Origin of the sequence: Clostridium sp. KLE 1755 (assembly GCF_000466465.2) — a bacterium.
GTDB classification, from domain to species: domain Bacteria; phylum Bacillota; class Clostridia; order Lachnospirales; family Lachnospiraceae; genus Eisenbergiella; species Eisenbergiella porci.
On record NZ_KE992715.1, the window covers coordinates 40659 to 55250 of the forward strand.

At 30.9% G+C, this 14592-nt stretch carries 14 protein-coding genes; 3 read left to right on the forward strand and 11 right to left on the reverse strand.

Translation table 11 applies throughout. The features are described from left to right. Position 1: 1 nt before the first annotated feature. The 3 genes from HMPREF1548_RS14060 to HMPREF1548_RS14070 are packed head-to-tail and all read left to right on the forward strand — an operon-like array spanning position 2 to position 2704. Complete coding sequence (locus tag HMPREF1548_RS14060) at positions 2 to 982, forward strand: Gfo/Idh/MocA family protein (protein WP_021636899.1); 981 nt, start codon at positions 2 to 4, stop codon at positions 980 to 982. Beyond that, positions 983 to 1918 (forward strand): Gfo/Idh/MocA family protein, encoded by a 936-nt coding sequence (locus HMPREF1548_RS14065; RefSeq protein WP_021636900.1) that lies wholly within the window; start codon positions 983 to 985, stop codon positions 1916 to 1918. It begins immediately after the preceding gene. A gap of 15 nt (positions 1919 to 1933) precedes the next feature. Next, positions 1934 to 2704 carry an acylneuraminate cytidylyltransferase family protein gene (locus HMPREF1548_RS14070; RefSeq protein ID WP_021636901.1) on the forward strand — a complete coding sequence of 257 codons (771 nt, stop codon included), beginning with the start codon at positions 1934 to 1936 and terminating at the stop codon, positions 2702 to 2704. A 238-nt stretch (positions 2705 to 2942) separates the two neighbouring features. Here HMPREF1548_RS14070 and HMPREF1548_RS30885 read toward each other — a convergent pair whose 3' ends face one another. From HMPREF1548_RS30885 to HMPREF1548_RS14120, 11 genes are all read right to left on the reverse strand, one after another. Continuing rightward, positions 2943 to 3182, reverse strand: a complete 240-nt coding sequence (locus HMPREF1548_RS30885; protein ID WP_021636903.1) for an IS66 family transposase — start codon at positions 3180 to 3182, stop codon at positions 2943 to 2945. Continuing rightward, on the reverse strand, positions 3157 to 3426 hold the full coding sequence (locus HMPREF1548_RS30890; RefSeq protein WP_021636904.1) for a hypothetical protein: 270 nt from the start codon (positions 3424 to 3426) through the stop codon (positions 3157 to 3159). Before HMPREF1548_RS30890 ends, HMPREF1548_RS30885 begins: the two co-directional genes overlap by 26 nt. Before the next feature lie 178 nt (positions 3427 to 3604). Then, the gene (locus HMPREF1548_RS30895; protein WP_353612051.1) at positions 3605 to 3859 is read right to left on the reverse strand and encodes an IS66 family transposase; all 255 of its coding nucleotides are present in this window, start codon (positions 3857 to 3859) and stop codon (positions 3605 to 3607) included. Positions 3860 to 4254: 395 nt separating this feature from the next. Next, the gene (locus tag HMPREF1548_RS14085) at positions 4255 to 6030 is read right to left on the reverse strand and encodes a hypothetical protein (protein WP_035322187.1); all 1776 of its coding nucleotides are present in this window, start codon (positions 6028 to 6030) and stop codon (positions 4255 to 4257) included. After that, positions 6011 to 7453, reverse strand: coding sequence for a lipopolysaccharide biosynthesis protein (locus HMPREF1548_RS14090; RefSeq protein WP_021636908.1), 1443 nt, complete (start codon positions 7451 to 7453; stop codon positions 6011 to 6013). Before HMPREF1548_RS14090 ends, HMPREF1548_RS14085 begins: the two co-directional genes overlap by 20 nt. Further along, positions 7450 to 8649, reverse strand: a complete 1200-nt coding sequence (gene neuC / locus HMPREF1548_RS14095; protein ID WP_021636909.1) for a UDP-N-acetylglucosamine 2-epimerase — start codon at positions 8647 to 8649, stop codon at positions 7450 to 7452. The genes HMPREF1548_RS14090 and neuC overlap by 4 nt, the downstream gene beginning before the upstream one ends. Then, a complete protein-coding gene (neuB, locus tag HMPREF1548_RS14100) occupies positions 8646 to 9644 on the reverse strand; it encodes an N-acetylneuraminate synthase (protein ID WP_021636910.1) in 999 nt (332 codons plus the stop codon). Before neuB ends, neuC begins: the two co-directional genes overlap by 4 nt. A 48-nt stretch (positions 9645 to 9692) precedes the next feature. Further along, positions 9693 to 10751: a lipid II:glycine glycyltransferase FemX gene (locus tag HMPREF1548_RS14105; RefSeq protein ID WP_021636911.1), complete on the reverse strand. Its 1059-nt coding sequence runs from the start codon at positions 10749 to 10751 to the stop codon at positions 9693 to 9695. Positions 10752 to 10766: 15 nt separating this feature from the next. Then, positions 10767 to 11810, reverse strand: a complete 1044-nt coding sequence (locus tag HMPREF1548_RS14110; protein WP_021636912.1) for a nucleotidyltransferase family protein — start codon at positions 11808 to 11810, stop codon at positions 10767 to 10769. A gap of 15 nt (positions 11811 to 11825) precedes the next feature. Beyond that, a complete protein-coding gene (locus HMPREF1548_RS14115) occupies positions 11826 to 12806 on the reverse strand; it encodes an NAD-dependent 4,6-dehydratase LegB (RefSeq protein WP_021636913.1) in 981 nt (326 codons plus the stop codon). Positions 12807 to 13136: 330 nt separating this feature from the next. Next, the gene (locus HMPREF1548_RS14120) at positions 13137 to 14588 is read right to left on the reverse strand and encodes a CDP-glycerol glycerophosphotransferase family protein (RefSeq protein ID WP_021636914.1); all 1452 of its coding nucleotides are present in this window, start codon (positions 14586 to 14588) and stop codon (positions 13137 to 13139) included. Positions 14589 to 14592 lie beyond the last annotated feature (4 nt).

Genomic DNA, 14592 nt, shown 5'->3' on the forward strand with positions numbered 1-14592 from the left:
GATGAAAAATATTATAGTCATTGGATTGGGTTCAATGGGAAAAAGAAGAATACGTTTAATAAAAAATTATATGAACTATGAAATTATTGGTGTTGACTTGGACCAAATTCGTTGCAGTGAGGTATCAAAACAATATAATATTTCTTGCTATACATCTATTAAAATTGCTCTACAAGAAAATGATATCTTTGCGGCTATTGTTTCCACATCCCCACTAACACATCATAAAATTATAAAAGAACTTTTATTATCCAATATTCATGTTTTTTCAGAAATTAACCTGACAACAAATGGATATAAAGAACTAATTTCTTTAGCTCAACAACGCAACTTAGTTTTATTTCTTTCTTCTACTCAACTATATAGGAAAGAAATTCTTTATACGCAATCACTAATACCTAATCCAGCAAATCTAAACTACAGTTATCATGTTGGACAATATTTACCAGACTGGCATCCTTGGGAAAACTATAAAAATTTCTTTGTGAGCCAAAAAGAAACTAATGCTTGCAGGGAAATTCTTGCAATCGAATTACCTTGGTTAATAACAACATTTGGTAATATAATTAATTATAAAATTATTACCAAAAAATCAACTTGTTTAGATCTAGACTATAATGACACTTATTTTGTTTTTCTAGAACACGAAAATAATAATCATGGTATTTTTATAGTAGATATTGTTTGCCGCAGCCCAATTCAGACATTTCGATTATTTGGAGAAAAAATTTTAATACAATGGGATGGTACTCCAGAAGAATATTATGAATATGATTTTAGTATAGGTCATATGAAAAAACATATTTTTGAGGGAGAGTTTATTAAGGATTCTCGCTACTCTGCAAACATTATTGAAAATGATTATTTAGAAGAACTTAAAGCTTTTGAAGACAAGATTTTTAATCCTTCTCATAAATACTACGGATTTCAAGATGATCTTAAAATATTAGAATTAATAGATAAAATGGAGGAAACTAAATAAATGAAAGTCTGCTTTATAGGTGCTGGTTCAATTGGCCGTCGTCATATCCGCAATCTATCCAAACTAATTCCAAAGCAAAATTTAACAATCGATTTATTCCGCAGTGGACTTGGTGTCTCGCTAGATACTGAAACACAAAAACTAATCCATAAAACTTTCACAAATGTTTCACAAATGGATGCTGACTACGATATTATATTTATTACTAACCCAACAAGCCTTCATTTAGACACTTTGTTAAAATTTCAGAATTATGCAAATGCATTTTTTATCGAAAAGCCACTTTTTAACGACACTCATTTGTCTCCAAAGGATATTAATTTAGATGAAAACAAAATATATTATGTAGCTGCGCCTATGCGATATACTTCACTCTTTCAGTTTATTAACAGTCATATTAACTTTAATCAAGTTTATTCCATTCGCTGTATTTGTTCAAGTTATCTTCCTGACTGGCGCCCTCAAATTGATTATCGGCAATCCTATAGTGCACGTAAAGAACTCGGTGGAGGTGTATCAATAGATCTTATTCATGAATGGGATTATATCACATGTCTGCTAGGTATGCCTCAAAACGTATATAGTATAATAGATAAAGTTTCTAATTTAGAAATTAATAGTAATGATGTTGCTATATATATAGCAAAGTATAATAATAAAACAGTCGAATTACATTTAGACTATTTCGGTAGAAAAAATATACGTCAAATGGAAATTTATACTTCTGAAGACACTATTTTATGTAATTTTTTAGAAAATACTATTACTTATTTATCATCAGATAAGAAAATAAAAATTTTAGAAGAGCGTGATGACTATCAATCTAAAGAGTTAGAATATTTTTTAGATATTTATTATGGTATAAAGCCAAATACCAATGACATATTTCATGCATATTCTGTATTAAAGCTAGCAGAAGGTACATATGTTAATTAAAAGGAGAATAGAAAAATGAAAATTTTGTTCACAATTTGTGGAAGAGCTGGATCAAAAGGCATAAAAAATAAAAATGTTCAAATGTTTTGTGGTTACCCATTACCACTTTATACTTTATCAGCGATAGACTGTTATCTACGTGAACACCCAGAATGTCAAGCTGATATTGCTCTTAATACTGACAGTTTAGAACTCACTCAAATTCTTTGCAGCAATACTAAACTAACAGTTAATTTTATTGAACGTAAAAAAGAATTGGCAGGAGACTTAGTTGCAAAAAAAGATGTCATTCTTGATAGCCTTATAGAAATGGAAAAAAGGAAAAATACTGTTTACGAAATGGTCATAGATTTAGACTTAACATCTCCTCTGCGTACTGTTGATAATATTCAAAGTCTAATTAACAAAATGCGTTCATCACAGGCTGATGTCGTATTTTCTGTTGTTCCTTCTCGTAGAAGTCCATTTTTTAATATGGTCAGCAAAAGCAGTATTACTAATTCTTACGAAAGAATTATCCCTACAAATTATACTGCTCGTCAGGAAGCACCAGAAGTTTTCGATATGAATGCATCATTATATGCTTATAAGTGTTCTCACCTAAAAAAGGGACTAGGTGCGTTGGAAGGATACAACGAAATTATACATATGTATGATACTGGAATATTAGATCTTGATCATGAAAATGATCTTTTACTTATGCAAATTATCGCCGACTATCTATTTTCGAAGAATTCAGAATTTTCGAAAATACAAAAAAATATTCCTTCTTTACTAAACATTTAAACAACTCGCCATCGTCGCATAATACAAAACGTCAAATCGTGTACTCAATCTATATAAATGCGCCGCTTTTCAGCGGCGCGTTTTATTATGACATTTTGCGGGAAGCCTTTCTGCCCAGTGCAGCAACGGTTCCAGATTTGATGCCTCCATATTTCCTTTTTCGTCCATGTACCTGTGTATCTTTCCCAGCAGATACTTGAAATAATAAGACGGGTTCAAGTTGTTCAACTTTACCGTCTCAGGTATACTGTAAACAATTGTACTGGCCTGTGCCCCTCTGATGGAATTTAGCCCCCAAGTTCTTGCCTACGCAGAAAGTGCGGATGCTACTCTCTGAAGCTGAATTATCCATCGGGGCTTCTCCATCTGTCAGGAATGCTTTCAGGTATTCTTCCTGATTGACACTGTAACTCAGACCTTTAGCCGTTTTTCCCTTTGGCAGACAGCTAGTATCAGCTAGACGTTCCTTTACCCACATGAAAATTCCTCAACCAATGGCTTGATTGAGGCTTCCCTTTCTTTAAAATGTTCTGCTCCAGACATTTCTTTGAGAGTGCCCCCAACTCAAAGTTTGTCCCAATCCGGGCCAGTGCCTGATAGGCGGTTGACGGTTTGACTGCTTCCGGATTCCTTTTCTCCATTGCCTTTACGGCATCTGTATAATCCCTGCGTGTATGGACCCAGCAGTTCGTATTTATGACTCTGTCAAGCTCTCGGCCCACTTTATGATACTACTCAAGACCATCCGTAACCTGTATTCCATGAAAGGCCTTAAGAATTCCATGGGATACTCACTGTTTCCGCTCTTCTGGTATTCATACAGGACAATCGACCTGTCTGTGTACATCTCCCCGGAAGGTGGATATCCACATATAACTTTTGCTTTCGGCACTACGGCCTTCATGGATGGCTTCGACAAGGGACTAATCTACCTGGTTGACATAGTATTCCAAGAAGCTTTGTACGCAGATACTCATACATAGAGGATAAATAACGCTCTGAACAGCGGATGATCCAGTTAGCCATTGTCTGGCGGGATAGATTCACACCATTCCTCTGACATTCCTGCTCAATCCGGATCAAAGGCAGTGAACTCACATATTTGGCATTCATAATAGCAGCCCCTAAAGACAGCGTAAGTATGCAGTTGCTCAAAAGATCTTTGGGACAATCCCCATGAAGGAATTCATCCTGAAGATCGTAAACATTAATCCTATAAACTTACAAAGCGTCCCACAACAGAGAACTTTCACAAAAGCGGTAAACCCTGTAGAAAATAATCTCAAATATCAAATTTTCCAGAGGTATGTTTGCTATACCCAGATTTTATAGTTTTTTTATAATTTAAGATTATTTTAGCACACAATGAATACGTACTAGAAAAAAATCCATTATCATTTATCATGTTTTTTACAGGTATAGTATATATTCTTGCATACCCAAATTAGTTTTGAAACTCACTTAAATTAATAATCACCAATATTTAGACGCTTACATTTGTTAAAGCGTAAAACTACGTATTCCAATTTAATTATCCTGCTTTTATGCCTTTAATAATTACAAATTACAGTCATAAAATACAACCAAGGTATCAAATCATCCCACTCACATTCTTCCAAGTTAAAAATATTATCTAAGTTAATTCTTTCATTTTTATTTTTCTCTATATATTCAAGATAATATTCTGTTATTTTCCTGTTTATCGATGGAAGATTTATAGGATTCATAATTTTAGAATATAATCCCCACATTTTATCATATAGTCCAGGAACATATTTTTTCCCAATTTTTTCAATATTCTTTTTCATATAATATTCAATTTCAGTTATTCCTTTATCTTCGATTCTAAGTTCTTCAGTATTAATTCTTCTCATTCTACAATGTGAAAAAAGTGGTATTTTAGTTAATTGTGGGCATAATTTATTAATACAAGCTATTTGAAGAGAAGCATTTTTCTTTTGCTTATACGCAGTCACAAGTATAAATTTGCGAACTTCATATTCTGCCAAAATTTGGGTTGAATAACAATAAATATTAGCCAACTGGCATACTTGGTTATCTGCTAAAGTTCTATAATAATAATGAAGAAGCATGCATTCTTCTTGGGTTAAAAACTCTTTATTAATTCCTAACTTATTTGTCAAATATGTTAATTTTGAATATATATATTTTTTATATTCTCTCCAATTCTTAATTTTATTAGAATATTTACTATTAATATAAAAATCATCTAAATAATTTTCCAAAGAAAAATTTTCATGATAAACAGGATCTAGTTTATCATTACTTCGGAGAGGTTCCCCAAAATACCCAAATGTAACATATTCACCAAAATAACCATCCTCAAATTGCTGAAAAAAATCTTGATTTCCTCCATATATAGATATCAGTTCCCCCAATCGTTTTATCAAAACTTCTTTCTTTATTTCTCCTTCTATTTTATAGTCCAAATTATAATCTGGCTTCTTAATATTTAAACGTAACTCTTGTACTATTCTTTCACATATATCTCTATCTTGTTTAAAAGAATTAAATATTAACCCTTTTCCTTGCCATGAAACTATATCCGGTTTATCATCACCCTTAATCATTGCTGCAAGAACTACTCTTGAATCCAGCCCTCCCGTCATGCAAATTGTCTTATTTCTAAATACTTGATTATATTGCAATTCAGTTTGTTCTATCGAACAGCAAATTTTATACAGATTATCTTCTGACTCATTAACACTAAATTTATCCCATAAATTTCCGCATTCTGAAATCTGAAATTTTCCGTTATTTATTGCTATATATTCATATCCGCATAATCTAAAAACCTTTTGAAATGGTGTGTCTTTGCCAAGATTACAATATTGAATTCCTTTTTCTATTAATGCCATATTATTTACTTCAGCATCAATAGCCATAGCAATATGTGTATACTGGCATGTTATTAAAAACTTATCTAAATCATAATAGTAATATAATGCATATCTTCCATCATAATCTGTAAAAATAATATATTGTTCTTTTACATGTAAAACAATACAATAACATCCTAACGCCTTTTTTCGTACTTTCATTCCCTCATTTAGATAATCAATATAAAAACTTTTTAAAGCTTTTTTGCCAATAGAACCATTGTAAATTAATGTTCCTACAGATGCAATGGACTCTTCTTTACTAATTTCTAAAAAATTCTCATTATGAATACATAGTTTTTCATAATAACACTCATCCAGATTGTCACTTTTTTTCCTATAATATCTTGTAAAACCGGAACTAACAAACATTTCATGAAGTATGCTGAAAAATTTTTTTTCATTACTAATTAGCATTCTCCCCATTTTTAGTTCCTCCTTCTTTTTTATTAATATAATCACTCAAAGAGATGTTAATTCCAATCATTATTAATACATATATTATTGAACTTAAAATTCTAATAATAAGGCCTTTATATCCTAGTGGAGTCCAGGCAAATATTAAGTAAACAATCGTAAATGAATAGGTCATAACTCTCTTTTTCATATTTACCATTAATTTCCAACGTTTATCTGCTAAATATTTTATTCCCAGTGCAATTAACGCATAACAGATTACTGTAGCTACTGCTGCCCCAATTAAACCTAATTTCTTTACAAATAATATATTAAGAATAATGTTCAATACAGCACACAAAGAAATTATTTTTGCTTTTGTTTGCATACACTCTACATAATAATTGCATATCACATTATATGATTGCATTATACCATAAAAAAAAGTACTAATAGTTAAAACCATGGCTACTGTGGCACTCCCTGCATAATCTTTATTAAAAATTTCAATTATACTGGGAACAAATACAAATACCCCTCCTGCAATTACAGATGCTCCGGCAACAAAATACTGATTTACACGACATATTAAATTATTTGCCTCTTTTTCTGAATTACTACCTATTTGGGAAAAAACAAATGGTACATAGGCCTTATTAAAAGAATCAATAAATATATTTACAATATGGGCAAAATTGCTTCCCATACTATAAATTCCAGTTGAAGAAGTTCCTATAAGAGCTGTTATTACCAATCTATCACTAGTATTGATAATCCAATAAGCCAACTCAACTGGTAAAAGATTTGCTGAATATCGAACGTACTCTTTCACCTTCCAGAATTCTTTTACCGGATACCATAAAACCATCTGATAATATAAAACTATAATCATTCTAAACATACTAATAACTAAAAAGGATAAAACATAACCGATTACTTTATTATTCATCCTAGTCACAAATAAATAAGTACTTACTAAATTTAAAGCTCCACTAAAAACGGCAATACAAGAAACAGTTTTTGCCTTCTGTTCGGCTATAAGATATGATGATACCATTGAATAAAAATTATCAAAAAATTTAGTAAATATTGCAATTACTAAAGCAATCCAAGTATTTATGCCTATTTTATTTACGAAAAAGGACCATGAAAATACAACAATAAAAGAATAACCAATTGTAGATAAAAATAGCAGAAAAATATTAAGCTTAGTAAAAAGTTTCTTCTTATCTTCCTCTGTTTTACAACAAAAATAATATCTAGACAGTGCGCCGTCCAAACGCATAGAAATAATTAAATTGCACAAAAATACAATCGTATTTATATTACTAATAATTCCATAATCACTAGTAGATATGATATTCGAATATAAAGGCAATAGTATAAATGAAAGCGCTTGTAGTAAAACATTAGAAACTGTAAAAATTAAAGAATTACCTAAAAGCTTTCTCATAATATATCCTTCTCAGATAAAAAATTAATATCGTAAAAGCCTTTCATCAAACTTATTCTATTATTATTTAAAAAATCTTTTATTGTGTCAATTATATTTTCTGCAGTTGCTCCACCGGTAAAAGGCATCTGCATATTTTTAATTGAATTTCTAAAAGCGTTATCCTCAGTTTTTTCAATTGCTGCTATAATATCCTTTCTTTTAGGCAAACAGTCCACAACACATTCCGCCTTAACTCTACCTTTCTGCCTATCTCCAATATTTACTACCGGTTTTCTAAAAGCAGGAGCTTCATATATTCCACTGGAAGAATTACCCATAACAAAATCACATAAAGCAAGTAAACTAATATACCGTTGGTTTCCTAAAGACGAAAATAATATGCAGTGATCATGCGTTTTGCAAAACTCTTCAAGCCGCTTATTTATATCTTCTCCTCCCATATCTGCATTAGCTTTTGTTATTATATATAAATATTCTTTCTTTTGTTCTATTGCTAATAGTAGTTCAGTTAACTGTTCAAGGCTGTCCTGTTGCATAGTAACCGGATGAAAAGTAACAAGTGAAAAGGGTCTATCCAACTTTATTAACATGCTTTCTTCAAGTTGGGTTTTAGTCAATCTTTCCGTGTTTAAAAGGGAATCCACACCTATGTCACCAAAATCAAAAACTCTTTCAGGATCTTCCCCCATTTGAATTATCCTATTTTTATATTCAGCACATGCTGGAAAATGTAAATAGCTCATCTTTGTTATACAATTTCTTATGATATCATCAATTGCTCCCTCGGTTACCTCCCCACCTGATATATGTGCAATAGGTATCCTCAAAAGCAATGCACTTGTACAAATAGGCAATAACTCATATCTATCCCCTACAACAAGCAAAATGTCTGGTAGATCCTCTAAAAAGGCTTTAACAAATTTCACTTGTGCAGTAGAAATGGTTTCGGCCACTTCAACTGCTCCACCACATCGTACATTAATATCGACCATCCGTCTAATCGGGATTAAATCATTTTGTATTTCTTCTACAGTGTATCCATATTCTTTAGACAAATGTGTGCCTGTTACATAAAGTAACATTTGGATATTATCATCTTCATTCAGAATCTTTAATATTCTTCTTAATACACCATACTCTGCACGTGTTGCTGTTACTACGGCGATTTTTTTCTTTCTTATATTATCTATCATATTTTTATCAACTCATCTACAACATAATCTTTATTGGCTTTTGTTCCAATAATCTTATTCCATAACAAAGGACTCATACCATTTCCAGGTCTTTTCACCGCAAGATTATCTTCAGTAAATAACTCTCCTCTAGCAATGCTTTTCCTGGCAACAATACTTTTTCTGGCAATAGTAATATTCTTTCGTTCTGAATTACTAACTCTCTTAACTCCATCCCCTAAAGCCTTCTCAATATTTCTTATTTTAATAATCATCTCCTTTAGTTCATCAGGTTCTAAACTTGCTTTATGATCTGGACCCGGCATTGTTTTATCTAATGTAAAATGCTTTTCGATAACAGTAGCCCCCATTGCAACCGCAGCAACCGGCACTTCTATTCCAAGTGTATGATCAGAATAACCAACTTCCTTTTTAAACTTTTTTCTCATTGTTGTCATAGCATTTAAATTAACGTCCTCATATGGTGTAGGATATTCTGTATTACAATGTAATAACGTAATTGTACCGCATCCATTATCCTCCAATATTTGTATTGCAAGCTGAATATCTTTAACTTCACACATACCAGTTGATAGAATAACACTTTTACCAGTTTGGGCTATCTTAACCAAATATGGAAGATTTGTCACTTCACCAGATGGTATTTTAAATATAGGAATATTTAATTCCTCCAAAAACTCTATACTAGGTATATCAAATGGTGTAGATAAAAACATTATTTTCTTTTCATCACAATATTTTTTTATTAATTTAAATTCATAAAAAGACAACTCTAATTTTTTTACCATACTAAACTGGCTTTCTTCACATCCCGTATTATTTATTTGATACTCTGCCATTTTAGCATTTTTTGTTATTATTTCCTCAGTGACAAACGTCTGGAATTTTACACAATCAGCTCCTGCTTCTACTGCAGCATCAACAAGCTTCAAGGCATTCTCAAAATTTCCATTGTGGTTGTCTCCAGCCTCTGCAATAATAAATGTATTACCCATATAAATCTCCAATCTAAATTTTTCATGTAGGTAAAAATAATCTTTATTCTATTGTCCCCTATACTTAATCATAAATTTATTTCTATCATTCCATTCCGGATTCAAATCTTTTCTTAATTTTATTAATTCTTCATATTCTGTTTGCAAAAAAACATTAGCTCCAATCCAAAATTCAAATCGTCCTTGTTTATTAAACTGTTTTTTAAATTTAAACAAGCTGTCTTCAGCATTTACACCACCGCCTAAATGAAATAACCTTACTCCTTCATGAGATGCCCAACACGCAATTTCATATAACAGCAAGTTCATAGAACCAAATCCTCTGGCATCTGTGCGCATTCCAGACAGATGATAATGTGCACGTTTATTTCCAAATAAAATCATTGCTACACTAATAATTTCCCCCTCTTTCTCCGCATAAAAAAAACGAACATTATTAACCATATTTTTAATTATATACATATAGTATTCCTTTTCGAAAAAGAAATATTGTTCCGCTGCGTCTCTTACCATTGTTTCATTATATATTGAAATAAATTGCTCTAACCGTTCACCTGAATCCTGTGTTATCGTAACACCATATTTAATTGCCTTTCGAACCATATTGCGATTTTTCGAATCCATATTATCAAAAATTCTTGGCACATCTATCGTATCCATAAAAATAGTATGTTTCAAAAATTTCTGTTCACAAAAACTATTTAAAACTAAATGATTCATCATCCATGGAGAAAATCTAAAAAACTGACTCACTATATTATGTTGTCTACAATATTCTGCCATTTCATTCATAAAAACCGTAACTGATATATTATTTATTTTCCCATCAACAATTGGACCTCCATAACCATATGGTGTAGTCAAATCATAATATTGATTTTTATCAAGTGTCATTTCATATACTTTAGTGTTTGCTAAATCATTAAGCATCATTATATAACACATTCTCATTTTATCATCTGTGAAATAAAATAATAGCGGAATACCATCACCATGAATCATAAAAGAAACAGAATATTCATAAAGATAGTATACATCCCAATTATTAAAAGATTTTACAACACTATTCCATTTGGTTTCTTCCTTAAAAGAAATAATATCCAACATAATAAACCCCTATCATTACTTTTCAAACTTCTTATTCATTTCTTCAAATGTATCAATTTGTCCCATATCAAACCAGGAACGTTCTCCTATTGGATATACTCCCACTTTATCACCCTTTTTTTTACATTCTTCAATTAATTCCGGGAAATTTACATTTCGGTTTAATTCTACTTCATCAATAACCTTTGATTCAACTAAATAACAGCCTGTGTTAGTAAAAAAAGAAATCACAGGCTTTTCCTGTAAACTATCAATAGAACCGTCATGAGCGATATTTACAACCCCGTAAGGAATTGTAAAATTCTTTAATGAACAAATCATCGTAATTATATTTTTTTGTTTTTTATGAAATTCATAAATCTTATAGAAATCAGCTTCTACCAATATATCACAATTAGTCAGTATAAAAGTTGAATTTATTTTTCCTTTAAGTAGACTGATTCCTCCCCCAGTGCCCAGTGGAATATTTTCATCTATGTATTGTATTTCGTATTTTTTCTCAATTTCATTAAAATATGCTTTAATCATATTTTTTTTATGATTCACCACTAAATAAAATTGATTGCACCCCGCTTGGCAGAACTGGTTGATAATTCTTTCTGCAATCGGAATCTCACCTACCGGAATAAGTGGTTTAGGCAATATTTTAGTATATGGATACAATCTTGTTCCCAGTCCGCCTGCCATCATTACTACAGGTAAATCTATCTTTGCTTTCTCTATATGAATATTTTTATCATTCCAAAATACAACCGATACTAGTTCATGCTTTTCATTTATTATTGGCACAGCTTCAATTGAATATTTATGCATTAGATTTTCAGCCAAATTAATCTCATTTAAATGTAAATAAAGTGGGTTGAAATTTCCCACTTTATCAACCGACTCATCAAGAGCTCCTCCTGATAAAATCCACCGCCTAATATCCCCATCAGTTATAGATGCTGCCAACTTTCCATTACGCAAAATAAAAAGTATTTTCTTTGCCTCTTGCTCTAACTGTTTCATTGCATCCAAAATAGTTGCATCTTCAGATATTATCAATTGCCGTATATCCATAAATAACCTCTCTAATTAGATATTATACCTATCAACCTTATACATATATAAATATTTTTCAAAAAAATTTATAGTTTCAGTCAGACCTTGTTCAAAGGTATATCTGGGCTTCCAGTGAGTCAACTCTTTTATTTTTTTATTACATCCCAATAATCGATTAACCTCACTATTAACAGGACGTAATCTTTGTTCTTCGCATACTATTGATGCAGCAGGATTAATTTGATGTATCAGTTCCTCTGCTAATTTTCCAATAGTAATCTCCATTTGAGTAGCAATATTTATTTCTTCTCCAATTGTTAAATCTGATTTATATATCTCAATAAATCCATTTACCGTATCTTTTACATAATTAAAATCTCTTGTTGGTGTAAGTGAACCTAATTTAATTTTGTTCTCTCCTGACAATAATTGAGTAATAATTGTCGGTATAATAGCCCTTGCAGATTGTCTTGGACCATATGTATTAAATGGCCTTACTATAGTAACTGGTAATGAGAAAGAACGAAAAAAAGACTCCGCCAACCTATCTGCGCCAATTTTAGTAGCAGAATATGGGGATTGTCCTTGTAAAGGATGCAATTCATCTATCGGTACATATTTTGCTGTTCCATAAACCTCTGACGTAGATGTAACCAAAACTCTATTTATATTCAAGTCTCTTGCAGCTTGCAAAACATTAAGAGTCCCTTTAATATTTGTATCCACATAGGTGTCCGGAGAATAATAACTATACGGAATCGCAATTAATGCCGCTAAATGAAATACTGCCTGCACATCTTTCATAGCTTCTTTGACTCCGTGAGGATCTCTAATATCCCCCTGAAAAATTTCTACATACTTCATTGTTGATTCTGGCAAATAATCCAACCACCCCCATGTACTAAAAGAATTATAATATACAAATGCCTTAACTTCAAAACCTTGTTTCACTAATTCCTCTACAAGATGACTACCAATAAAACCATCTGCTCCAGTAACCAATATTTTTCCCATAATTGTATTTCCTTTCTCCCAGCTATTATAATACTTTTTAGTTCGACTACTATTTGTAATATATACGTTTTAATTGTAAAAGGATTTCCATGTTTCATTTAACTTATTGCAATCTTTTTAAGTCTATATTAAAAAACATTAATTGAATGCGCTCCAGCTATAGCACATGCCGATATATTATTAACAGCTTTTCTGCCTGCTTATATTTTCGCCCTTTCTGTTATATATACTATCATGGAAACAGCCACATTATCCCCAACCACACTCACGCTTCAAAAATAATACCATCAAGTATACTTATTATACTTATTATACTTATTAAACAAATTTTTATTTGTACTCATTCTTATCCAAAATATCATTAATCTCTCCAATTATTTTCTTTAAAGAATCTTTCTCCCAAAATCCATTTTTTGCATGATTATTCTCATTATAATTCTTTTCAGATATCTTCTCATATAAATCTTGTGCTGAAGAAACATAACTTGCATAATTATCATCACACAAATTCTTCATACATTCTGATGTTTTTATTTTATAAATAAATGTTTTTAGAGCAAACTCCAATCCCTCGTATATTGCAGTAGAACTTACACCAACCTGATAATCACTCATCGCAAAACATTCATATATATTATGTTCTAAAGAATCAATGATTCTAATCTTTTTATTTTTTTCTAGCCATGGATAATTTTTTCTCCAAGTTTCATATTCTCCAGGGTGTAATTTAAATATAATTTCATATTGTTCCTTACTAAGCTCTGAAAATTCAACTGCCATTTTACTCAATTCTTTACCTATTGTCCATTGGGATAAAAATAATACTGTCTCTTTTCTTCGAGACCTTTTTGTAATTAATTTCTCAGAATATTGTTTTGCCTTTTCTTCTAAATATGGATAGCCAACCACTTTTATATTTTTTTGTTCAATAGGAAATTGGCAACTTTTTTTCCAAAATTCCGAGAAAACAAAGATATAATCTGGAAATTGCTTAATTTCCATTTTCATAGGATAATTATAGGCTATAGAACCGCTCATAACCCCATGTTGCAACTCTATTGTCGGTATTTTGCTTTCTGCAGCTAATTCATTAATTATCATGCAATTCATATTATATGATACAACCTCTATTATAACATGTAGCTTAAAAATCGAAAGCATTTTATTAAAAATCTTTTTTTTCACACAATATAAAAGATAAAGTCTTGTAATTGTTTCAGCTAAATCATTTATTTCAATTTTTGCCTTAATCTTATTTTGTAAACTGTCTACTATATCTTTTAACTCAACTAAAAAAAATTTTTTTGAATTTCTATATTTCTTTGTTTTACACAAACACGAAAGCAAACCCAGTGATAAACTACAAAGTTCAATATAATCACCGTAAATAATATTATCTGTTTTAGCTGGTTTTAGATGTCTATAATTATAAGGTCTTTCAAAGACCACGCTTTTCTGATATTGTTCTGCTATCTTTTCAGTATAAAGACAAACATATTTATTATTTTCAAGCATCTTTCTTTCATGGTTCAAAATAAGTATGTCTTTATCTTTTTCGCTTTTACATTTTTTCCAAAATATTAAACTATTAATAAGCATAGACATTATGCCACCAAATAATCCTTGGCTAAGCTCTTGGCTACTTAATTCTATACCATCTACTATTTTTGTTATATAACTAAATACCGCATATCGACTATATATCCAATATGGAAAGTCCTTATATTTTCTATCTAGTAAATTAAGTGCATTTTCTACCTCTATAAAATCTTCTACTAACATCTAG